This is a genomic window from Pseudomonas sp. FYR_5, from assembly GCF_043106315.1.
GTDB lineage: Bacteria > Pseudomonadota > Gammaproteobacteria > Pseudomonadales > Pseudomonadaceae > Aquipseudomonas > Aquipseudomonas putida_Y.
Genome location: NZ_JBICMK010000059.1, coordinates 43840 through 64614, shown reverse-complemented (window position 1 = coordinate 64614; position 20775 = coordinate 43840). Strand labels below are relative to the sequence as shown.

Annotated in this window: 18 protein-coding genes; 3 read left to right on the top strand and 15 right to left on the bottom strand. The window is 63.7% G+C overall.

Translation table 11 applies throughout. The features are described from left to right. Positions 1 to 6: 6 nt before the first annotated feature. The 4 genes from ACF8RA_RS09375 to ACF8RA_RS09360 form a co-directional block, all read right to left on the bottom strand. Complete coding sequence (locus ACF8RA_RS09375; protein WP_392514652.1) at positions 7 to 501, bottom strand: GNAT family N-acetyltransferase; 495 nt, start codon at positions 499 to 501, stop codon at positions 7 to 9. Positions 502 to 608: 107 nt separating this feature from the next. Beyond that, the gene (gene catA, locus ACF8RA_RS09370) at positions 609 to 1544 is read right to left on the bottom strand and encodes a catechol 1,2-dioxygenase (RefSeq protein WP_392514650.1); all 936 of its coding nucleotides are present in this window, start codon (positions 1542 to 1544) and stop codon (positions 609 to 611) included. 43 nt (positions 1545 to 1587) lie between these two features. After that, positions 1588 to 1878 carry a muconolactone Delta-isomerase gene (gene catC / locus ACF8RA_RS09365; protein WP_010954550.1) on the bottom strand — a complete coding sequence of 97 codons (291 nt, stop codon included), beginning with the start codon at positions 1876 to 1878 and terminating at the stop codon, positions 1588 to 1590. Positions 1879 to 1899: 21 nt separating this feature from the next. After that, positions 1900 to 3021, bottom strand: coding sequence for a muconate cycloisomerase family protein (locus ACF8RA_RS09360; protein WP_176682458.1), 1122 nt, complete (start codon positions 3019 to 3021; stop codon positions 1900 to 1902). A gap of 135 nt (positions 3022 to 3156) precedes the next feature. Here ACF8RA_RS09360 and catR point away from each other — a divergent pair, with 135 nt between their 5' ends. From catR to ACF8RA_RS09345, 3 genes are all read left to right on the top strand, one after another. Further along, a complete protein-coding gene (gene catR, locus ACF8RA_RS09355; RefSeq protein ID WP_176682457.1) occupies positions 3157 to 4029 on the top strand; it encodes an HTH-type transcriptional regulator CatR in 873 nt (290 codons plus the stop codon). A gap of 188 nt (positions 4030 to 4217) precedes the next feature. Continuing rightward, positions 4218 to 4985 (top strand): SDR family NAD(P)-dependent oxidoreductase, encoded by a 768-nt coding sequence (locus tag ACF8RA_RS09350; RefSeq protein ID WP_012051983.1) that lies wholly within the window; start codon positions 4218 to 4220, stop codon positions 4983 to 4985. Between the two features lie 28 nt (positions 4986 to 5013). Beyond that, positions 5014 to 6285 (top strand): D-arabinono-1,4-lactone oxidase, encoded by a 1272-nt coding sequence (locus tag ACF8RA_RS09345; RefSeq protein WP_176682456.1) that lies wholly within the window; start codon positions 5014 to 5016, stop codon positions 6283 to 6285. 46 nt (positions 6286 to 6331) lie between these two features. Here the strand turns inward: ACF8RA_RS09345 and ACF8RA_RS09340 are convergent, their stop codons facing one another. The 11 genes from ACF8RA_RS09340 to ACF8RA_RS09290 all read right to left on the bottom strand — a co-directional run bounded on the left by ACF8RA_RS09340 (position 6332) and on the right by ACF8RA_RS09290 (position 20766). Continuing rightward, positions 6332 to 7129, bottom strand: a complete 798-nt coding sequence (locus tag ACF8RA_RS09340; protein ID WP_176682455.1) for a LuxR family transcriptional regulator — start codon at positions 7127 to 7129, stop codon at positions 6332 to 6334. 115 nt (positions 7130 to 7244) lie between these two features. Next, positions 7245 to 8477 carry an ethanolamine utilization protein EutH gene (gene eutH / locus ACF8RA_RS09335; RefSeq protein ID WP_176682454.1) on the bottom strand — a complete coding sequence of 411 codons (1233 nt, stop codon included), beginning with the start codon at positions 8475 to 8477 and terminating at the stop codon, positions 7245 to 7247. Positions 8478 to 8630: 153 nt separating this feature from the next. Beyond that, positions 8631 to 9479 (bottom strand): helix-turn-helix transcriptional regulator, encoded by an 849-nt coding sequence (locus tag ACF8RA_RS09330; RefSeq protein WP_392514647.1) that lies wholly within the window; start codon positions 9477 to 9479, stop codon positions 8631 to 8633. Positions 9480 to 9532: 53 nt separating this feature from the next. Next, the gene (locus ACF8RA_RS09325) at positions 9533 to 10945 is read right to left on the bottom strand and encodes an aminotransferase (protein WP_392514645.1); all 1413 of its coding nucleotides are present in this window, start codon (positions 10943 to 10945) and stop codon (positions 9533 to 9535) included. 34 nt (positions 10946 to 10979) lie between these two features. Next, a complete protein-coding gene (locus tag ACF8RA_RS09320) occupies positions 10980 to 12083 on the bottom strand; it encodes a polyamine ABC transporter substrate-binding protein (protein WP_176682451.1) in 1104 nt (367 codons plus the stop codon). Positions 12084 to 12419: 336 nt separating this feature from the next. Continuing rightward, entirely contained in the window at positions 12420 to 13121 is a 702-nt protein-coding gene (locus ACF8RA_RS09315; protein ID WP_176682450.1) for an NAD(P)H-dependent oxidoreductase, read from the bottom strand. A gap of 43 nt (positions 13122 to 13164) precedes the next feature. Continuing rightward, positions 13165 to 14577 (bottom strand): aldehyde dehydrogenase family protein, encoded by a 1413-nt coding sequence (locus ACF8RA_RS09310; protein WP_392461201.1) that lies wholly within the window; start codon positions 14575 to 14577, stop codon positions 13165 to 13167. Further along, complete coding sequence (locus tag ACF8RA_RS09305) at positions 14570 to 15760, bottom strand: pyridoxal phosphate-dependent aminotransferase (RefSeq protein WP_392519110.1); 1191 nt, start codon at positions 15758 to 15760, stop codon at positions 14570 to 14572. Before ACF8RA_RS09305 ends, ACF8RA_RS09310 begins: the two co-directional genes overlap by 8 nt. A 24-nt stretch (positions 15761 to 15784) precedes the next feature. Further along, positions 15785 to 17014 (bottom strand): alanine racemase, encoded by a 1230-nt coding sequence (gene alr / locus ACF8RA_RS09300; protein WP_176682447.1) that lies wholly within the window; start codon positions 17012 to 17014, stop codon positions 15785 to 15787. 34 nt (positions 17015 to 17048) lie between these two features. Then, positions 17049 to 18656 (bottom strand): 5-guanidino-2-oxopentanoate decarboxylase, encoded by a 1608-nt coding sequence (locus ACF8RA_RS09295; protein WP_392461198.1) that lies wholly within the window; start codon positions 18654 to 18656, stop codon positions 17049 to 17051. Beyond that, positions 18649 to 20766, bottom strand: coding sequence for an acetate--CoA ligase family protein (locus ACF8RA_RS09290; protein WP_392519108.1), 2118 nt, complete (start codon positions 20764 to 20766; stop codon positions 18649 to 18651). Before ACF8RA_RS09290 ends, ACF8RA_RS09295 begins: the two co-directional genes overlap by 8 nt. Positions 20767 to 20775 lie beyond the last annotated feature (9 nt).

Genomic DNA, 20775 nt, shown 5'->3' with positions numbered 1-20775 from the left:
CAACCCTCAATGGCGGGTGCCGGTCACCAGAAAATTGAGCAAGTCCGGCTCATCCCCCAAGGCGATAGCCTGCGCCGGCCGCGGCAGGTTGGCCAGCACTGCATTGCAGAAAGCCACAGCGGCCAGATCCTGTGCATAGCAGCGCAGCAGCCAGTCACCCTCGCCCCCCAGCAGCTGCAACGCCACCGCCTGGCCGATGCCCTGGCGGCGGTACTTCTTCAAGATGAACAGGTCGGCAAGCTCCTGCGCATCGATACCAGGCAGTTCGCTGCGCTCTAACAGCACGAAGCCGGCGATGAACCCGTCCGCCAGCACCAGATACGCGCCCCAGCCGTCGTCCTGCCAGTAGCGTTGCAGGTGCTCCTCATGGATGTAGAAGCGGCCGTCCGCCTCAACGTCTTCCTGTTCCCAGTCGGAGGACTCGTAGCAATAGAACTGGTAGAGATTGCGGATCAGCGGAGCCTGTTCGATGGTGGTTGGCAGCAGCGCGAGGGGGAGCATGGTGTGGGGCCTGAGCAAAAGGACGATTCTAGGCCCTTGCAGCATAAAGCCCGGGACCTCCCCGCACGGAAAGCCCCAGGCAAAATCACAGTGACAGAACCTCGGACTCAGCCCTCCTGCAACGCCCGCGGCCGATGGCTTCGCGCCTCGGCGTCAGGCGACCTGGCACCCTGCAAGCGGAAGTCGAATGACAGCTCGGCAAAGCGCTCGCCTTGCACACCGCGGTCGCGCGCCGCCGCCGCATCCTCGACAAAACGCAGTTCGCCGATCAGCCCGTCACGGGTGGCATAGGCAAAGTCGTCCCACAGGTACTTGTCGCCCGCAAAGTTGATCTGCGTGGTCAGGTGGCGGTGCCCTGGTGCCGAAATGAAGAAGTGCACGTGCGCCGGGCGCTGGCCGTGGCGGCCGAGCAGGTCCAGGCATTCCTGGGTTGGGCCCTGCGGGTCGCAACCATACCCCGATGGCACGATCGAGCGCGCGCGGTAGCGGCCCTCGGTATCGGTGATGATACGCCGGCGCAGGTTGAACTCGGATTGTGTCGAATCGAAGTACGAATAGGTGCCTTGGGTGTTGGCGTGCCACAGGTCGACGGTGGCACCGGCCAGCGGCTTGCCGTCGGCATCGAACACCTGGCCCTGAAGGAACATCACCACGCCCGGGTCAGTGCCGTCGTCCATGCGCACTTCGCCCTGGGCCAGCGGCGCCCCGGCAACATACAGCGGGCCTTCGATGGTGCGCGGGGTGCCGCCGCCAAGGCCGGCTTCGGCGTCCTTGGCATCCTGCAGCAGGTCGAGGAAGTGCTCGATGCCCAGCCCAGCAGCCAGCAGGCCCGCCTCGTTACGACCGCCCAGGCGGTTGAGGTAGTCGACGGCGTGCCAGAACTCGTCCTCGGTGATTTCCAGGTCTTCGATCAGCCGAGCGGTGTCTTGCAGCACGCGCAGAATGAGCTGCTTGAAGCGCGGGTTTCCTTCGGCATGGTCCAGGCCAGCCACCTGGTTGAAGAAGGCTTGAATGTCGGCAGTGTGGGAAATTTTCACGGTCATCGTGCTTACCTCGTATTGTTCTTGTCAGGCATACAGGTGCGAATCAGCGATCGTCGCTGTGGATAGACGAGGGATGCCGACACAGGCCGTCGACCTCGATGTCCATGTACGGGAACAGCGGCAGCTGCATCAGCGTGTCATGCAACGCCTCGACGCTGGGCACATCGAACACGCTGTAGTTGGCGTAATGCCCGGCAATGCGCCACAGGTGACGCCAGATGCCTTCGCGCTGCAGGCGCTGAGCCAGTTCCTTTTCGTCGGCCTTGAGCTGGGCGGCCTTGGCCGGGTCCATGTCGACCGGCAGCTTCACGGTCATCTTCACGTGGAACAACATGGTTATCTCCTTGCTTGCTGATCAGCGACGGGCGAAGCGCGCCAGGCGCTGTTCGTCCAACGTCAGGCCCAGGCCTGGGGTATGGGGGATGTGCAGCTGGAAGTCGCGGTATTGCGGCGGCTCGTTGACGATCTCCTCGGTCAGCAGCAGCGGCCCGAACAGCTCCGTACCCCAGGTGAGCTGGCGCAGGGTGAGGAATGCATGGGCCGAAGCCAGGGTGCCGATCGAACCTTCGAGCATGGTGCCGCCGTACAAGGCGATGCCAGCGGCCTCGGCGATCTGTGCAGTGCGCAGCACCGCGCGCGGACCACCATTCTTGGCGATTTTCAGGGCGAAGATGCTGGCGGCGCCGTCGGCGGCCAGGCTGAAGGCGTCCTCGACGCTTTCGATCGACTCATCGGCCATGATCGGTGCCGGGCTGCGCTGGTTCAGGCGCACCTGGCCACCGCGGTTGACGCGCGAAATCGGCTGCTCGATCAGGTCGATGCCGTTGTCGCCCAGTACCTGACAGGCGCGGATGGCCTGGGACTCGTCCCAGTACTGGTTGACGTCGACCCGCACGCTGGCGCTGTCACCCAGCTCGCGCTTGATCGCGACCACGTGCTTGAGGTCCTGGGCCACCGGGTTGGCGCCGATTTTCAGCTTGAACACCCGGTGCCGGCGAATGTCCAGCATGTGCTGGGCTTCGGCGATATCGCGAGCGGTGTCGCCGCTGGCCAGGGTCCAGGCCACTTCCAGGCTGTCACGCACGCGCCCCCCCAGCAGTTCGCTGACCGGCAGGCCCAGGCGTTTGCCCTGGGCGTCGAGCAAGGCGCTTTCGATGCCGGACTTGGCGAAGGTGTTGCCCTTGGCCAGCTTGTCCAGCTTGAGCATGGCGGCGTTGATGTTGTCTGCTGGCAGGCCGATCAGCGCCGGGGCGAGGTGCGCGTCGATATTGGCCTTGATGCCTTCGGGGCTTTCGTAGCCATAAGCCAGGCCACCGATGGTGGTGGCTTCGCCGATGCCTTCCACGCCATCGCTGCAGCGCAGGCGCAATACCACCAGGGTCTGCTGCTGCATGGTGTGCATCGCCAGCTTGTGCGGGCGAATGGTCGGGAGATCGACGATAATTGCATCTATGTGTTCAATCAGCGCGCTTGTCATTGTTGCCAGGTCCCGTCAGGTCGGGCTTTCAGTTGCAGGCCCGAGTGATGCGTTTACTTGATTGTTGAAGGATTGCGCGAGACCCTGACGACCGTCCAATATCAAATGAATCTCCCACCATACCCTGGAGGTCTGATGGAGCTGCGCCACCTGCGTTACTTCAAAGTCTTGGCCGAGACCCTGAACTTCACCCGCGCCGCCGAGCTGCTGCACATCGCCCAGCCACCCCTGAGTCGGCAGATCAGCCAACTGGAGGACCAGCTCGGTACCCTGCTGGTGGTGCGCGAACGTCCGCTGCGGCTGACCGAAGCCGGCCGCTTCTTCTACGAGCAGACCTGCACTGTGCTGCAGCAGTTGCAGAACATCAGCGACAACACCCGCCGCATCGGCCAGGGCCAGCGCCAGTGGCTGGGCATCGGCTTTGCTCCCTCTACCCTGTACACCGTGCTGCCGGAGCTGATCCGCGAACTGCGCCAGGACAGCGAGCTGGAACTGGGCCTGAACGAGATGACCACCTTGCAACAGGTGGAGGCGCTTAAAAGCGGGCGTATCGACATTGGCTTCGGGCGCATTCGCATCGACGACCCGGTGATTCACCAGCAGGTGCTGTGCGAGGACCCGCTGGTGGCCGTGCTACCCAAGGGCCACCCCCTGGCGGGCCGCCCGCTCAGTCTGGCCCAGCTGGCTGGCGAAGCGTTCATCCTCTATCCGGCCAATCCCCGGCCCAGTTATGCCGACCACGTGCTGGCGCTGTTCGCCCACCACGGCATGAGCATTCGTGTCAGCCAGTGGGCCAACGAACTGCAGACCGCCATCGGCCTGGTAGCGGTTGGCGTCGGCGTGACCCTGGTGCCGGCAACGGTACAGCAGCAGCACCGTACCGATATCGAGTATGTCGACCTGCTTGATAGCGGCGCCGTCAGCCCGATCATCCTCAGCCGGCGCAAGGGTGATGTAAGCCCGATCGTGCAGCGGTGCCTGGCGTTGATCGAGCAACAGGCCATATGAACACACCATGCACCTTGTGGGAGCGGGCGCGCCCCACAGGGGCTGTATAGCCCTGCCCCATTGCCTATGCGTGCCCCGTATACCCATCGGTATATGGATGTTCCCGATGATCTGTTTCATGCTCCAGCACGCGAATCGCGAAACGCCCGGGCTCAAGACAGTCAATCAAAAATCATCGGGAGTCGAACATGGCTGGACGTCTTAACGGCAAGGTGGCGCTGATTACTGGCGGTGCGGGTGGCTGCGGGCTGGCCGCATCGGAGCTGTTCGCGGCAGAAGGGGCCAGGGTGGGCATTGTCGACCTGCCCGGCAGCAAGGGCGCCGAAGTTGCAAGGCGATTGCGTGATGCAGGTTACCAGGCCATCTTCGCTGCCGCCGATGTCTCGGACGCACAGCAAGTGAAGGCCGCGGTGGCGGCCGTAGAAGAGGCCTTCGGCCACATCACCGTGCTGATGAACCACGCGGGCATCCTGTCGGCCATGCCCTTCCTGGAAACCAGTGAAGAAGAATGGGACCGGATCATGGCCGTGAACGTGAAGAGCATGTTCCTGGTCACCGGCGCGGTGTTGCCGGGCATGCTTGCGGCCGGCGGCGGCAGTATCGTCTGCACCTCATCAATCTCGGCAGTGGTGGGCACGCCGATGGAGGTGCTGTATTGCACCAGCAAGGGTGCCACGCATATGTTCGCCCGGGCCATCGCTGTGGAGTTTCGCGACCGAGGCATTCGCGCCAATGCCATCTGCCCGGGCTTCATCGCCACCGCCCACGGCCTGCGCGAGATCGACATGTTGCGCAAGCATGGCGTAGACGTCAGCGAACAGGCCATCGCTGCCGCCCAGGGGCGCTTGTGCCAACCCTCGGAAGTCGCCAGCGCAGCCTTGTTCCTGGCCAGTGACGACGCCAGTTTCGTCAACGGCGCGCACCTGTTTGCCGACAATGGCTACACCGCCCTCTGATTACAAGAACAACCGGCAGGAGAACGATGTGAGTACCTCTTCCAACAACATGCATATCAACGAATTCGGCCTTGAACACGCGCACTGGCGCAACTGGGCCGGTAACCAGTCCTGCATCCGTGCAGCACGCGGGGCACCGGCCAGCGAGGACGAATTGTGCTCAATGGTCAGCCAGGCCAGCAGCAATGGCATGAACGTGCGCGTGGCCGGCTCGGGGCATTCCTTCACCCCGGTGGCACTGACCAATGGCCTGCACCTGACCCTGGCCAACATGAGCGGCGTACGCCATGTCGACCACGAGAAAAAGCGCGTCACCGCTGCCGCCGGCACCACCATCAATGCCTTGGGCAAGACATTGCGTGCCGCCGGGTTGTCAATGGTCAACCAGGGCGACATCGACAGCCAGTCTATTGCAGGCGCATTGACTACCGGTACCCACGGCACCGGTCTGACCCTCGGCAACCTGGCCTCGTCGATTGTCGGCATGAAGCTGGTGCAACCCGATGGCGAAATACTCGTGGTCGACGAAAGCACCCCCGACCTGCTACAGGCGGGCCGGGTGTCGCTGGGCGTACTGGGCATTGTTTCCGAACTGACCTTGCAGGTGACCGACAGCTTCAACCTGCACGAGCGCATCTGGCGCGAAGACTTCGAAAGCGTGATGGAAAAGCACGACGAACTGGCACGCAAACACCGCCACTTCAGCTTCTTCTGGTGCCCCTACGAGCAAAGCCGCCATTGCTATTGCCTACCCGATACCGCCGCCACCTCTACAAGCGGGCGCACCACCGATGTCTGCGAAGTGAAGGTCATGGACATCACCGACCACCCGATCTGGGAAAGCGAGTTCGAGAAAGTGGCCTACAGCTCGGATGTGTACCCGATCGAGTACCTGCCCAACTTTCACGAACTGGAATACGCTGTGCCGTTGCGCCACAGCAAGGAAGCGTTGCGGGCCGTGCGCAAGCTGATGCTGGAGGACTTCCCCGAGGCCATCTACCCCATCGAGTACCGCTTTACTGCCGGAGACGGGGCGTGGATGAGCCCATTCTTCGAGCAGGACAGCGTGACCATTTCGGTGTCCGGCCAGCCGGGTACCGACTACTGGGACTATCTGCGGGCGGTGGATCAGATCCTGCGTTCCTATGGCGCCAGGCCGCACTGGGGCAAGCTGCATTTCCTGACGGGTGAAGATGTGAGTGCAATATACCCGCGTGCCGAGGACTTCCGTAAGCTGCGCCGCCAGCTCGATCCGCAAGGGATCTACCTCAGCGAGCACCTGAGTCCGCTGTTCAGGTGACCTGTACCTGATACAGCAAGGGGCTGCTTTGCAGCCCCTTGCTGTATCAGCCCTTGGCCAGATAATCGATAAACAGGCGAAACAGTTCGGCGTTGGATGAAATTTCCAGGCGCTGATAGATGTTGTGCTTGTGCACCTTTACCGTCCCATCGGAAATATTCAGCTGCCGCGCAATCGACGCATTGCTGTGCCCCTGTAACAACAACTTGGCGATAAGGCGCTGGGTTTCAGTCAGTTGCCCTTGCAAGATCTCTACGAAGGCGTCCTCCAGCACCACCCCCTCTGGTGCCGCGCGCAGGATATCAGCGTAACGCAATCGACAGTGCTGACCAAAAACCGAAGCCAGCAGCGGCGACATTGCCGCCAACAGCTCCATTTCCCCTGCATCGAAATCCCCACTGCCGTGGTTGCGCATCAGCGAATAGACGATCGCCAACTGGGGCCGCAGGGGAATGATGAAGCCCACCTCATCCACCGCCGTCCCATAGTCGGACGACACACAGGGGTGGATGTCCTTGGAAATGGCAAACCCTGAAGAGAAGAAGCAGTCAGGTGCCAGTTCGCTCATGCGCCATAGCCCGGATGGGTGCTCGTTGACGCAAGCAACGTAGAACGGGTCAAGCAGGTAGCCGCCGCGCACGTAAGCGTTCAACGTACGCTCCGTGACCGTACGGTTGTACCCGTTATGCACCAGCAGTGCTGGTTGATTGAACTGGAACAGGTAGGCGCAACTCATGTCGAACGTCAGCTTGCTGCGCAGCCACGCATCCAGCGCCGGTCCCAGCTGTTCGCTGCCGATCGCCTCGATCACCGCTGCCAACTCGTTTGCCTCATCTTTTGTCATTGCTCACCACACGCTCATGCACCGAAGGCCTGCATGACCTTACCGCCTTGATCGGTTAAAAACACAAAATCCGGAGCGCCCAGGACGCTCCGGATCATGCGCATGACGCTTTTGCTCAGGACGGCTCGGCCACCCCCTTGCAGACACCTGCGGCAGCGTCCTGACGTCCCAGCTCCTGCGCCTTGGGCACCGCCAGCCAACTGGCCAGCAGCATGGCGATCAGGCCGCCACTGAGTTTGCCTATCATCAACGGCAGTATCAGCGAGGGCTGGAAGTTGGCGGAGAAGGCCATGTGGTCGCCAAAGGTGAACGCGGCGCACACAGAGAAAGCGATCACCAATACCTTGTCCTTGGGCGGCATTTCGCTGACCAAGCGAAACATGGCCAGGATATTCGCCGAGGCCGCCAATACCCCGGCCGCACCGACACCAGACATGCCAAAGCGCGAGGCCACCCGTTCGATTGGCCGCGCCAGGAAGCGCTTGAGCAAGTGCACCATGGGGAACGCCCCGCACAGCATCAGGCCGATGTAGCCAGCAATTTCCAAGGCGCGAAACTGATCATCGGCATCGGCGATGATCGGCGCAAAACCCCAGCTGCCGAACAGGTGGCTGAACAGGCCGGTGAAGTACTGCACGATGGACGCTACCAGCACCAACACCACGGCGATGTACATGAACTGGCCGAGCTTGAGGAACAGGTACACCATCAGTGTGGGGAAGTAGCGCAATGCCGCTGCCAGGGCAATGCAAAACAGGATCAGCGGCATCAGGTTGCGCAGCAGCATTGCCCAGGTGAAGTGCAGTGCCTGGGTAGCGGCGCCAGTGGTAGCGATGTCCGGACGCACGCTCAGGCCAAGCGCCTGCATGGTCATGGCAATGATCATGATGCTCAGCGGAATGGTCAGCAGCCCGGCCATGATCCCCAGTGCCATGTACTTGTGGTCGGCCTTGTGCAGCATGGCCAGCCCGACCGGAATGACGAAGATGATGGTGGCGCCGCACTGAAAGCCGGTGATCAGGCCGAGGATCCAGCCTTCCTGGCTTTGCGCCAGCGCTTTGGCTAACTGGTAGCCGCCCATGTCCGAGGCGATGAAGATGGGACCGGCGATGCCAGGGTCGGCCCCGATGGCCTGGAACAGTGGCGCGATCACATGACTGATACCTGCTGAAATGTACGGGATCGCCGCCATGATGCCGGCTACCGGGATAAAGATGGGGCCGATGCTGTGCAGGCCGGCGATGAACTCCTGGCCCAGCTCGCCTTCAGGGTTGTAGATGGATGCCACGGCACCCAGTACCGCGCACACCATGATGACGTAGATGACATAGGTGCCGATGCTTTCCATTTGCCGCCTCATTTTTAGAGTTTTGGGTTGGCAGGACTGAAATGTAACGGGGCATCGTTGTTGTTATGGCTTGAGCATGGCGCGCCCCGTCGAGGGTTAAGCTATGCGGCAAGGTGCAGGGCTGTCCATATACCGGGAGGTATAGAAAATTGATCACCGCGTTACGCTATGGATTTCCAGCTGATCACCGCGTAACCAGTCGATAAACCGTGCAAACAACTCCGATTGCGAGTTGATCTCAAGTTTCATGTACAGGTTCTTGCGGTGCATGCGCACGGTCTCCGGCGAGATACCCAGCTCCAGCGCGGTAGATTTCACCGAGTGCCCGCGCAAGATCATGTGCGCCACTTCCCGCTCGCGGTCGGTCAGCACCTGGCAGCCGAAGCTGTCGAACGCTGCCTGCAGGCTGCTGCGCTCGGTTGATGCAGCGCCCGGTTCCAGGTTGTGCCGGGCATAACGCCCCAGCAGTTCGCGCACCATCGGCTCCAGCGCACGCAACAGGTCGACCTGCCCGGCATTCAGGCGCGTGCCGCTGCAGCCCTGGAACAGGCTCAGCGACAGCTTGCGGCCTGGGCTGAGGTCGACGATGTAGTAGCTGTCTTCACTACAACCTGTACCCAGGTAATAGGCCTTGTAGTAGTCGCTTTCGAAGAAGTTGTCGGGGGCGATTTCCTGCAGGTGGTAGAAACCTTCGGCCAGGCCGCTTTGCACGGCAAGGCAGAAAGGGTCCAGCAGGTAGCCGGCACTGAAATAGCGCTCCAGCACGGCGGCCCGGTGCCGTTCGGGGATGCCTTGCTGGTACAGCAACTGCGGCGCCCGCCCCTGGCACTCAAGGCTGATCATCATCGACTCCACCTGCACCAACTGGCCGATGGCAGCGGCCACATACGCCAGCGCCTCGGGGGTTTCGCCATGGGCCAGGGCGCGCTGCAACGCCGCGTGCCACTGCTGCAGCGCGCCCATTGTGAGGGTAAGCGGGGTGTCGGGAGAGGCCTGGGTCATGCCCGGCAGTCTAGCCTGCCAGGCACGCCCGCGCACAGCCCTTTGCGCCAGGTTCATCGGCCTTGGTACAGGCCAAGCGCAGTGAGATCACGCGCGGTTTCGATGATGCACTGGCGCAGGGTCTCGACGATCTCGTCCACCTGTGCATGGGTGATGATCAACGGAGGCGACATCACGTTCAGGTGCATGATCGGACGCACCAGCAAGCCTTTTCCCTGCGCCTTGCTGTGGATGCGTTCGCCGATGTTCACCTCATCGGCGAACAGTGCCTTGCTGGCCTTGTTGGCGACGAACTCGACACAGGCCATCAGCTTCATGCAGCGCACATCACCCACCAGCGGCAGCTCGCGCAGGCTCTGCAAACGTTGCTCAAGGTACCCCCCCACGTCCTTGACATGATCGAGCAGTTGCTCGCGCTCGATGATCTCGATGTTCTTAAGCGCCGCCGTGCAACACACCGGGTGGCCGCTGTAGGTGAAACCGTGGGTGAAGCAACGGCCCTTGCCCGGCTCGGCAATCACTTGCCAGATGCGCTCGGAAAAAATACACGCACCCAGCGGCAGGTACGCCGAGGTCAGGCCTTTGGCGGTGGTGATGATGTCAGGGATGACGCCAAACAGTTCCTCGCTGGCGAAGAAGGTGCCCAGGCGCCCGAACGAGGTCACCACTTCGTCGGCGACGAACAGGATGTCGTAGGTCTGGCACAGCTGCCACATGCGCTGGAAGTACCCCTCGGGCGGAATGATCACCCCGCCCGAGCCCATGATCGGCTCGGCGAAGAATGCCGCCACGTTGTCGGCACCCAGCGAGAGGATCTTGTCCTCGAACTCCGCTACCAGAAAGTCGAGGAACTCCGCCTCGTCCATGTCGTCTGGCGCGCGGTACGGGTTGGGGTTGGAGACGTGGTGGATCAGGTCGTGGTGGTAATCGAACTCCGCCACCCGGTCGGCGGCCTTGTTGCCAATCGACATGGTCAGGGTGGTGGAGCCGTGGTAGGCGTTGTCGCGGGCGATGATGTGCTTCTTGTGCGGTTTGCCTCGGCAGTTCTGGTAGTACTGGATCAGCCGGTAAGCCGTATCGACTGCGGTGGAGCCGCCCGTGGTGAGGAACACATGGTTCAAGTCACCCGGCGCCAGCTGCGCGAGCTTCTGGCACAGTTCGATGGCGACGTCGTTGGCCATGTCGGAGAACGGGTTGGAATAGGCCAGCTGGCGCACCTGGTCAGCGATGGCCACGGCCATTTCCTCACGGCCCAGGCCAATGTTGGTGCACCACATGCCGCCGACGGCATCGAGGAAACGGTTGCCATGGGTGTCGCGAATGTAGGCGCCTTCACCGGCGACGATGTTCAACGCACCTTGTTCGCGGTGCTCGTCGAACACATGGTAGCCGTGCATGTAGTGGGCCTTGTCGGCGTCCACCAGCGGGTCGTGGGCAATGGCGAATGCTTTGCTTGGGGTGGCCATGGGCAGCTCCTTGGCGGGAATCGTTGGGCGGTGTTCAGAAACCGGTCTTGACCGTGCTCCAGACCCGGGTGATGGCGCGCATGTCCTTCGGGCTCTGGGTTTTCTGCGCGAACAGGCGTTCGCGGGTGGGTGCGTCGGGGTAGATGGCCGGGTCCTGGCGAATGTCATCACGCACCAGCGCGGTAGCGGCAGCGTTGCTGTTGGCGTAGTGGATGTAGTCGGTGACCTTGGCCATGGTCTGCGGCTGCAGCAAAAACTCGATGAAGCGGTGGGCGTTGGCCGCGTGCGGCGCATCCTTGGGGATGTACAGGTTGTCGAACCAGATCAGCGAACCTTCCTGGGGGATGAAGAACGACAGTTTGATGTCCTTCTTCGCTTCCACCGCGCGGGCCTGGGCGGTGGCATAGTCACCGGACCAGGTCAGCGCCAGACAGACATCACCATTGGGCAGGCTGGTGAGGTAATTCACCGAATCGAACTTGCGAATGTAGGGGCGGATACCCAGCAGCAGTTGCTCGGCCGCCTTGAGGTCGGCCGGAGACGCGCTGCGCGGGTCCTTGCCCAGGTACTGCAGGGCCAGCGGGATGACCTCGGTGGGCGCGTCCATCAGGGTGACGCCGCAGTCGGCGAAGCGCGAGACGATCCTGGGGTCGAACAACATGGCCAGCGAACCGATCGGCGCGTCGGGCATGCGCGCGGTGATCTTGTCGACGTTGTAGGTGACCCCCGAGCTGCCCCAGGTATAGGGCGCCGAGTACTTCAGGCCAGGGTCGTAGCCCTGCAGGTTGTTGACCACCTGCTGATCGAGGTTTTGCCAGCTAGGCAGTTGCTGCTTGTCCAGTGCCTGGAACACGCCGGCGCTGATCAGCGGGGGGACCAGCGAGGCGTTGAGCATGACCAGATCGTAGCCGGAACGGCCGGTGAGCAGTTTGGTCTGCACGGTTTCGTAGCCATCGAAGGTGTCGTAGATGACCTTGATGCCGGTGGCCTTCTCGAAGTCGGCCAGGGTGGTTTCACCGATGTAGTCGGTCCAGTTGTACAACCGTAACGTGTTACCGCTGTCCACCTCTGCCGCCTGGGCCAGGCTGGCGCCAGACGCCAGCAGCAGACCGCCAATCACCTTCAGTACCTTGCGCATGGCAACTCCATCGTGTGAGTGCTCCGGATCGAGCCGATGGGTTCACTATCGGTGGATTTGCCCAGGGGTGACATACCCCGAATGTGTGGGTGGTCGCTTTTTGGCAGGTGGCGCTGGAAGGTTTGCAGAACATCGTATGCCGACAAAATGTTGGGGCTGCTTTGCAGCCCTTTCGCGACACAAGGCCGCTCCCACAAGGACGGTGCAGCCTTCGAAGCTGGTGGTAATCCTGTGGGAGGACGGTGCAGCCTTCGAAGCTGGCGGTAATCCTGTGGGAGCGGCCTTGTGTCGCGAAAGGGCCGCAACGCGGCCCCAGTGTTCAGTACAGGAGAAAGGTCACGTCAGCGGGTACAACGCTTCATCGAACTGCGCCAGGCGCGGGAACACCAGTGGCTGGTCGTCCGAAAGCTGCTCCAGACGCTGCCGGTATTGCTGCAGAAAGTCCTGCCGTGCATCAGCACTGATGTAAGGCACATGCCACGCCACGAACGGCGGCAACACCTCGAACCCGACATAGGCCAGCGTGCCCCGCAGGATCGGCCGCAGCATGTCTTCCAGCGGCCCGTGAATCGCGCCGTCGCCAAACATGTGCTCGCGCCCGCCCAGGGTCACGGTCACCAGCGCCCTCTTGCCGGCCAACCCGCCCTGGTCGTAGAAGCGCTTGCCGCCATAGCACACCCCCGACACCAGCACCCGGTCGATCCAGCCCTTGAGCATGGCCGGTGCCGAGAACCAGAAGATCGGGAAATTCAGCACCAGCAAGTCGGCCCACAACAACTTGTCCAGCTCCTGCTGGATGTCCGCGGCAATGGCGCCACGCTTGACCCCCTGGCGCTGCTCCAGGGCATACACCAGGTACTCGGGGTTCTCGCGCTGGGTAAAGTCATCGGCACTGGCCACCGGGTTCCAGCCCATGCCGTACAAGTCGCTGACCTGCACCTGATGGCCTTGGGCACGGAAGGTTTCCACCGCCTGGTCACGCAGGGCAGCCGTGAACGATTGCGGCTCGGGGTGAGCGTGGACGATCAGTACATTCACAAGCATTCTCCTCACACAAAACAGGTTATCTTGCCGCAGTGGCTCAGCACTGCACCGCCTTGACCTCGACGAACTCCGCCAGGCCCTCTTCGCCCCACTCGCGGCCGTTTCCCGATTGCTTGTAGCCCCCGAACGGCGCCTGGTAGTTGAACGCGGCACCGTTGATGTAGCACTGCCCGGCACGTATCTGCCGCGCCAGCGCCAGGCCCTGCTCGCGGCCGCCGGCCCACACTGCACTGGACAAGCCGAATGGCGAGTCATTGGCCAGGGCCACTGCCTGGGCTTCATCGGCATAAGGTATCAGGCACAGCACCGGGCCAAAGATTTCCTCCTGGGCGATGCGCATGCGGTTGTCGACGTCGGCGAACAACGTCGGCGCCACGTAGAACCCGCGCTCGAAGCCGCCGTGATCACCGCCGCACAACAAGCGCGCACCTTCTTCCTGGCCCAGGCGGATATAGTCGAGCACCGTGCGCCGCTGGCCTGCGGAACACATTGGCCCGAGGAAGCTGGTCGGGTCACGCGGGTCGCCCATGACCAGTGCACGGGTTTCGGCCTCGGCAATGTCCAGCGCCTCGGCATAGCGGCTGGTCGGCAGCAGCATGCGGGTCAGTGCCGTGCAGGTCTGCCCCGAGTTGATCATCACATCCTGCACGCCATGGCGCACCGCAGCGTGCAGGTCAGCGTCGGCGGTAATCAGCAGCGGCGACTTGCCGCCCAGTTCCAGGCATACCCGCTTTACCGTCGGTGCTGCTGCCTGCGACACCCTGACCCCGGCGCCGGTGGAGCCGGTAAACGACACCATGTCCACCTGCGGGTGCCGGGCCAGCGCTTCGCCGACCTTGGCCCCCGGGCCGCTGACCAGGTTGAACACCCCCGCCGGCAGGCCAATGGCCTCGATCATATCGGCCAGCAGGAACGCGTGCAGCGGTGTTTCCTGGCTGGGCTTGACCACCACCGTACAACCCGCGGCCAGGGCTGGCGCCAGCTTGCCGATCATCTGGTGCAGCGGGTAGTTCCACGGGTTGATGAATGCGCACACGCCAACGGCTTCGCGGTACACCAGCGAATTGCCGACGTCGCGCACCTCGTCCATCAGCCTGGCCAGTTCGGCGTATTGCTCCAACCCGGCAATCGGGCCTTCGACCTGCACCGCCTGGCACCACTGCACCGGCATGCCCAGCTCATCGGTGATGACCGCTGCCATTTCCGCCGCACGGTTTTTCAGCTGTGCGACCAATGCCCGGATGTACCCGGCGCGCACGCTGGACGGCGTGCGCGACCAGCCATCGAAGGCCCGCCGCGCCGCCATCACCGCCCGCTCGACATCGGCCTCGGTGCCCAAGGGTACCCGGCCAATGGCCTGTTCGGTGGCCGGGTCGATCACCTCAGCCATGCCCTGCCCGCTCGGCACCTGCCAGGCGCCATCGATGTACAGCCGCGCATACTCATGCATGGCCGTACTCCCGTTTCAGTTCGTCGGCACAGCGGGCAATGCGCTGGCAGGCATCGGCCAGCGCCTCATTGCCCAGCACCAGGCCCAGGCGGATATGCCCGGCAGCGCTAGGGCCGAATGCCTCGCCGGCGAGCACCGACACGCCCTGGCTGTCCAACAGGTAGTCGGCGAAGGCCTGGGCGCTGACGCCGGTTTCACGGATGTCGACCATCACGAACATGCCACCATCGGGCTTCAACGCCTTCAGGCCCGGGCAGCCGGCCAGTTGCTCGCACACCAGATCGCGCCGCTGGCGGTAGGCTTCGCGCATGGCGTCCAGTTCGGGCAACGGGTGCTCCAGCGCCACCACGGCGGCATCCTGGACGAAGTCCGGCAAGCCGTAGAGCATGCACAGGGCGAGGTTTTCCAGATGCGTGGCCAGTGCTGTCGAGCCGACCACCCACCCCATGCGCCAGCCGGTCATGGCATGCGATTTCGACAGGCTGTTCAGCGTTGCGGTGCGCTCGGCCATCCCCGGCAGGCTGCCGGGGCTGACATGCTCGCCTTCATACAGCAGCTCGCTGTAGACCTCGTCAGAGATCAGCCACAGGTCATGGGCAACGCACAGTTCGGCCAGCGCTCCCCAGGTCGCGCGCGGCAGGCTCGCCCCTGAAGGGTTGTGCGGGCTGTTCAGGGCCAGCGCGCGGGTGCGCGGGGTAATGCGCTCGGCGACGTCACGCGGGCACACGCGAAAGCCATTCTCAGGCTTGACCGGTACCGGCACCACCTTGGCGCCGCAGGCACCGAACACGGCCTCGTAGGTGACATACATCGGTTCGGCAACGATCACCTCATCGCCTGGGTCGAGTATGCACTGGGCCACGCAGAACAACGCGCACTGAGCCCCCGCCAGCACTGTCACCTGGTCAGCGCTCACCGTCTGGCCGCTGCGTTGCCGGTGACGGTTGGCGATGGCCTGGCGCAGCGCCAGCTTGCCGCGTACATCGGCGTAATGAGTATGGCCAGCGCGCAGGCTGTCGATGGCCGCCTCGACGATAGGCGCGGGGGTGTCGAAGTCCGGGTCACCCACCGACAGCAACAGAATGTCCTTGCCCTCGGCCTGCAGCGCCAGGGCGCGGTAATGGATGTCCCAGGCCGCGGCCCCGTCGCCGGCGATGCGTTGGGTAAGCTTGGCGTAGCGCATGGCAATCTCCTTTCAATGGCAATTTCAGTCGACGAGCATCTTCGGGTTGGAACTGCCCCATACGGTGTACAAATCGGCGAGCAACGCGCCGTTGATTTCTTCCATCTCGGCCTGGGTGATTTCGCCCCCGGCCTGCTTGCCGAACAGCACCACTTCGTTACCCCCCTTCACATCAGGGAAGTCGGTGACATCGACCATCAGCGTGTTCATCGACACCTTGCCCACGACTGGCACGCGGTGGCCATTGATCAGCACATGGCCCTTGTTGGTGAATACCCGGCGGTAGCCGTCGGAGTACCCGACCGTAATGTTGGCCAGACGCGAATCACGGGCCAGGGTGAAGGTGCGGTCATAGCCCACGGTGTTGCCGGCCGGGTAGCTGTGCACCGCCGCCACGTGCGATTTGAACTGCATTGCACGTTTGTACTCGGTGCGCCCCGGCACGGTATCGCCGAACAGCGCGCCCCCCGTTCGTACCATGTCCAGGCGCGCTTCCGGCACTTCCAGCGTAGCGAACGAGTTGGCGGCGTGCAGGGTGAGCTTGCTGCGGTCTAGCCTGGCGTGCTTGATCAACCAGTCGGTCTGCTCGTTGAATGCCGCCAGGCCCTTGCGTACATCGTCCTTGTCTTCCACGGCGAAGTGGGTCATCAGCGCAACCAGTTCGAGGTGCTTCTGGTCGGTAATCTGCAGCGCTTCACCGCGGCCGGACCAGGTGGCCATCTCCACCCCGTTACGGCTCATGCCGCTGGAGTTGAACGCCAGATGGATGCGCAGGGTCTTGCCATGGCGCGCGGCGATGGCATCGGCCTGGCGGGCGAACTCAGCGCTGCCCACCAGCTCTTCCATGTCGTACTGCAAGGCATCTTCCAGCTCGCTCAGGCTGGCCGCACGGACCCGCACCAGTTGCCCGGTAAAACCGCTGGCGCGGACCACCCGGGCCTCCTCGTTGTTGGCCACCGCCACGCAGGGCACGCCCTGGGCGATGATCGACGGCATCACCAGACCGATACCATGGCCATAGGCATCGGCCTTGAGCACGGCGCACAGCCGGGACTTGCCGGCCAGCTCAGCCTGCAGGGTGCGGATATTGTGTTGCAGGGCACTGGCACTGACTTCGACCCAGGCGTTGCTGTTTTGCACGGTCAAGGCGTTGGTGCCGTTGTCCATCGACAACGGGGGGGCCGCATACAGGGGGGCCTGGCCGGTGATCAGTAGTGCCAGGGATGCAGCCAGAAGCGTACGGCGAAAGGGCATGATGGTTACTCGTGTTCTTGTCGTTGTGCGCGCCTTAACAGACGCAGGTGTGTTTGAGTTCGATGAACGTCACGCCGGGGGTGGCGAAGCCACTGGCCAGGTCGGCCTGCAGCGCGTCCAGGTCACGTGGCTGGTGCACGGTGCAACCGAAGGCGCGGGCCAGGCCGATGAAATCCGGGTTGCGCGGCAGCACGCCGACCGGCTCGATATCCAGGCCGAGCATATCGTCGCGGATCTGGCCGAGGGCGTCATTGTTCCAAAGCAACACCACCAGCGGCCGGTGCAGCTCCTCGACGGCAGTGGCCAGCTCCTGGGCGGTGTACAGGAAGCCGCCATCACCCACCAGTACCAGGCCGGGGCGGTGGTCGCTGGCGAACATGCCACCAATGCCGGCCGGCAGGCCGTAGCCGAGGGTGCCGTAACCGGTGGGGTGCAGCCAGCTACGTGGCGCTCGGCTGGCGAAGGCGTAGTTGCCGGTATAGGCCAGCTGGGTCATGTCGCTGCTGATGAAGGCATCGTCAGGCAGTACGGCGGCGATACGGTCCAGAATGGCCTGGTGCGTGGCCTGCAACGGGGCATGCCCATTGCGGATGGCCTGGCGCAGGGCGGCCACCGCCGCGCTGGCCTGGGCCGGGTCACGCTCAAGGGCAGGCAGGTGTTCGAGCAAACCGTCCAAGGTTTGCCGGGCATCGCCCTGCAGGGCAATGGCACAGGGGTAGAAATCGTTGAACTTGCGCGGGTCGATGTCGACGCGCAGCAGCTCGCCGCGGATCGGCAGGCGCTCACGCCAGAAGTCGGTGTCGGCCATTTCGGTGCCTACGGCAAGCACCACATCAGCCTGGCTGATCAACTGCCAGCCGGGTTCTACGCACAGGCTGGCGCCGGCATTGAGTGGCGCATCTGGCGACAACAAGCCCTTGCCGGCCACGCTGGTGAACAGAGGCGCCGCCAGCCGCGTACTGAGTTGCTGCAACTGTTCAGCCGCGTGCAACGCGCCCCCACCGGCGATGATCATCGGCCGCTTGGCGGCGGCGAGCTTCAGGGCAGCCTGCTCAAGGGTTTCGCGGCACGGCTGGCCACGCCCCGGCCGGCGTACCACCTCATCGCTCCAGTCCCGGCTGACCGATGCCGCCAGCACGTCCAGGGGCACCGAAATATGCACCGGGCGCGGTCGTTCGCTGTCGAACACTGCCCAGGCGCGCGCGATCAGCTCGGGCAAGTCGTCGCCCTGCAGGGCCACCGCAGAAAACGCGGTAATGGGCGCAGTCATGGCGCGCTGGTCCTGGGTTTCGTGCAGGCAGCCCCAGCCCTTTCCCAGGCTGGCGGTGTGGTTGACGCTGGAAATCACCAGCATCGGCACCGAGTCGGCATAGGCTTGGCCGATGGGGGTGGCGACGTTGGTCACGCCCGGGCCGGTAATGACGAAGCACACCCCCGGTTTGCCACTGACTCGCGCATAGCCGTCGGCCATGAAGCCGGCGCCCTGCTCATGGCGGGTCAGTACATGGCGAATGCCACTGCCCGGCAGGCCGCGGTAGAGCTCCAGGGTGTGCACGCCGGGAATGCCGAACACGGTCTCCACGCCGTAGTTGGCCAACAACCGCACCAGCGCCTGGCCGGCAGTCAGGGTAAGGTCATTCATGTCGTTCTCCTTGCGCCTGGCCGAGGCGGATCAGCGCGTCGACCGCGGTGGTGCCATTGGCACCGACCATCAATGGGTTCACATCCAGCTCCAGCAACTGCCCGGCGTTTTCGCAGGCGTAATCGGCCACCGCGCGGATGGCCGAGACCAAGGCATCGAGGTTGGCGGCCGGACGGCCACGGAAGCCTTGCAGCAGGCTGGCACTACGCAGGCTCAGCAGCGCCGCCCGGATGGCGCTGTCGGTGGTGGGTAGCAACAGGCTGACACTGTCCTTGAGCAGTTCGACCAGCACGCCGCCGGTACCGATCACCAGGGCCAGGGCAAAGTCGTGTTCACGCTTGATGCCCACTATGAGCTCGGCCAAGGGCGGCTCGGCCATGGGTTCGAGCAGCACCTGATCAAACGCAACCTGCGGGGCGTAGTCAGCGATGCACTGGCGCATCTGCACCAGTGCAGCTTCCAGGGCGCGGGCATCACGCAGGTTCAACGCCACGCCGCCAGCTTCGGTCTTGTGCGGCAGCTGTGCGCTGACCGCCTTCAGTACCAGCGGGTAACCCACGCGGGCAGCGTCTGCCACAGCGCGCTCGGGCGTACTCAGCACACCTGCCGGCACCGGCAGACCGAAGGCGCGCAGGGCCTGCTTGGATTGCCATTCGTCCAACAGTCGGCTTTCGCCCGTGAGGGCCTGCGGGCACAGCGGTACCCGCGCAGCCTCGCCCTGGTCCAGCAACCGCTGGCGGTTCCTTTGATAAGCGACGATGCGCCCCCAGGCCGCCAGGCCATCTTCCACGCCCTGCAGGGCTGCGATGCCCCGCGCATGCAGGCGCTCACGCGCACTGGCAGGCAACAGTTCCGGGAAAGCCGAGGTGACAAAACCAATCTTGCCGTGGCGTTCAACGGCATCGCAGTACAGCCCCAACAGCAGGTCGCACTCCTTGCGCTCGCCGGTGAAGGCCGCCGGGTAGTCCAGCACCAGCATCGCCGCGCCCGCGGCGCCGCTCAGGGTACTGTCGAGCATACGTTGCAGGGCGGCTGCATCGCCCCAGATGGCCGTAGTGAAGTCCAGTGGGTTGACCAGGTTGGCATAGCGCGGCAACACCTCCGCCAGTGCCGCCACCTGCCCTTGCTCGAGCTTCGGCAGTTGCAGATGGTTGCGTTCGGCATAGTCGGCAATCAGCCCGGCATCGCCGCCTGAACAGGCCAGCGCAATCAGCTCGCCATCTGCCGGCAAGCGTCCGCAGGCTGCGGCCTTGAGCGTTTCGACAAAGCTCACCGGGCCGCTGACGCGGATCACGCCCAGGCGCTGGAACAGGCTGTCGTACAACGCATCGGAGCCGGACAACGAGCTGGTGTGGCTGAGCGCCAGTTCAGCGCCGATCTGCGAAACGCCGGTCTTCAATGCAATGATCGGCGTGCCCTGCTGCAGTGCCTTGCACGCGGCGCGGGCGAAGCCCGGCACGTTCTTCAGGCCTTCCAGGTGCAGGCCAATGGCGGTTACCCGTGGGTCGTCGAGCAGTACATCCATCAGCTCGGCCACACCCAGTTGCGCCTGGTTGCCGACCGAGGCCATGTAGGCAACCGGCAGGGAACGGTCGCTCATGGACAGGTTGTAGGCGAAGTTGCCACTTTGCGTGAGGATCGCCACCCCCTTCTCCACCTGCTGGCCACCATGCGCCACCGGCCACAGGGCGGCACCGTGCAGGTAGTCGAGCAAGCCATAGCAGTTGGGGCCGAGCAAGGCCATGTTGCCGGCGACGTCGAGCAGGCGTTGCTGCAACTGACAGCCCTCCTCGCCGCTTTCGGCAAAGCCCGAGGCGTAGCAGATGGCGCCACCGGCCCCGCGTGCAGCCAGCTCGGCAACGCACTGCAGGGTCAGCTCACGGTTGGTGGCGATGAACACCGCGTCCGGGGCGTAGGGCAAGTCGGCCACCCGTGCCACGCAAGGGATGCCTTCCAGGCTTTCATGCTGCGGGTTGACCAGCCACAGTTCACCGGCAAAGCCACCTTCGGCGCATCGCTTGAGCGCCCGCGCCATGCTGCGCCCGCCGATAAAAGCCAGGTGCCGGGGCGCCAGCAGGCGCTTGAGGTTGTCACGAATCGATTGCGACATGGGTGTTCT

Bases quoted from the DNA above. Each gene is read 5' to 3' on its own strand.
- ACF8RA_RS09350 (WP_012051983.1), top strand. From the start codon at position 4,218: ATGGCTGGACGTCTTAACGGCAAGGTGGCGCTGATTACTGGCGGTGCG.
- ACF8RA_RS09320 (WP_176682451.1), bottom strand. From the start codon at position 12,083: ATGCGCAAGGTACTGAAGGTGATTGGCGGTCTGCTGCTGGCGTCTGGC.
- ACF8RA_RS09360 (WP_176682458.1), bottom strand. From the start codon at position 3,021: ATGACAAGCGCGCTGATTGAACACATAGATGCAATTATCGTCGATCTC.
- catR (WP_176682457.1), top strand. From the start codon at position 3,157: ATGGAGCTGCGCCACCTGCGTTACTTCAAAGTCTTGGCCGAGACCCTG.
- eutH (WP_176682454.1), bottom strand. From the start codon at position 8,477: ATGGAAAGCATCGGCACCTATGTCATCTACGTCATCATGGTGTGCGCG.
- catC (WP_010954550.1), bottom strand. From the start codon at position 1,878: ATGTTGTTCCACGTGAAGATGACCGTGAAGCTGCCGGTCGACATGGAC.
- ACF8RA_RS09340 (WP_176682455.1), bottom strand. From the start codon at position 7,129: ATGACAAAAGATGAGGCAAACGAGTTGGCAGCGGTGATCGAGGCGATC.
- ACF8RA_RS09325 (WP_392514645.1), bottom strand. From the start codon at position 10,945: ATGGCCACCCCAAGCAAAGCATTCGCCATTGCCCACGACCCGCTGGTG.
- ACF8RA_RS09290 (WP_392519108.1), bottom strand. From the start codon at position 20,766: ATGTCGCAATCGATTCGTGACAACCTCAAGCGCCTGCTGGCGCCCCGG.
- ACF8RA_RS09310 (WP_392461201.1), bottom strand. From the start codon at position 14,577: ATGCATGAGTATGCGCGGCTGTACATCGATGGCGCCTGGCAGGTGCCG.
- ACF8RA_RS09375 (WP_392514652.1), bottom strand. From the start codon at position 501: ATGCTCCCCCTCGCGCTGCTGCCAACCACCATCGAACAGGCTCCGCTG.
- ACF8RA_RS09295 (WP_392461198.1), bottom strand. From the start codon at position 18,656: ATGAATGACCTTACCCTGACTGCCGGCCAGGCGCTGGTGCGGTTGTTG.
- ACF8RA_RS09305 (WP_392519110.1), bottom strand. From the start codon at position 15,760: ATGCGCTACGCCAAGCTTACCCAACGCATCGCCGGCGACGGGGCCGCG.
- catA (WP_392514650.1), bottom strand. From the start codon at position 1,544: ATGACCGTGAAAATTTCCCACACTGCCGACATTCAAGCCTTCTTCAAC.
- ACF8RA_RS09330 (WP_392514647.1), bottom strand. From the start codon at position 9,479: ATGACCCAGGCCTCTCCCGACACCCCGCTTACCCTCACAATGGGCGCG.
- alr (WP_176682447.1), bottom strand. From the start codon at position 17,014: ATGCCCTTTCGCCGTACGCTTCTGGCTGCATCCCTGGCACTACTGATC.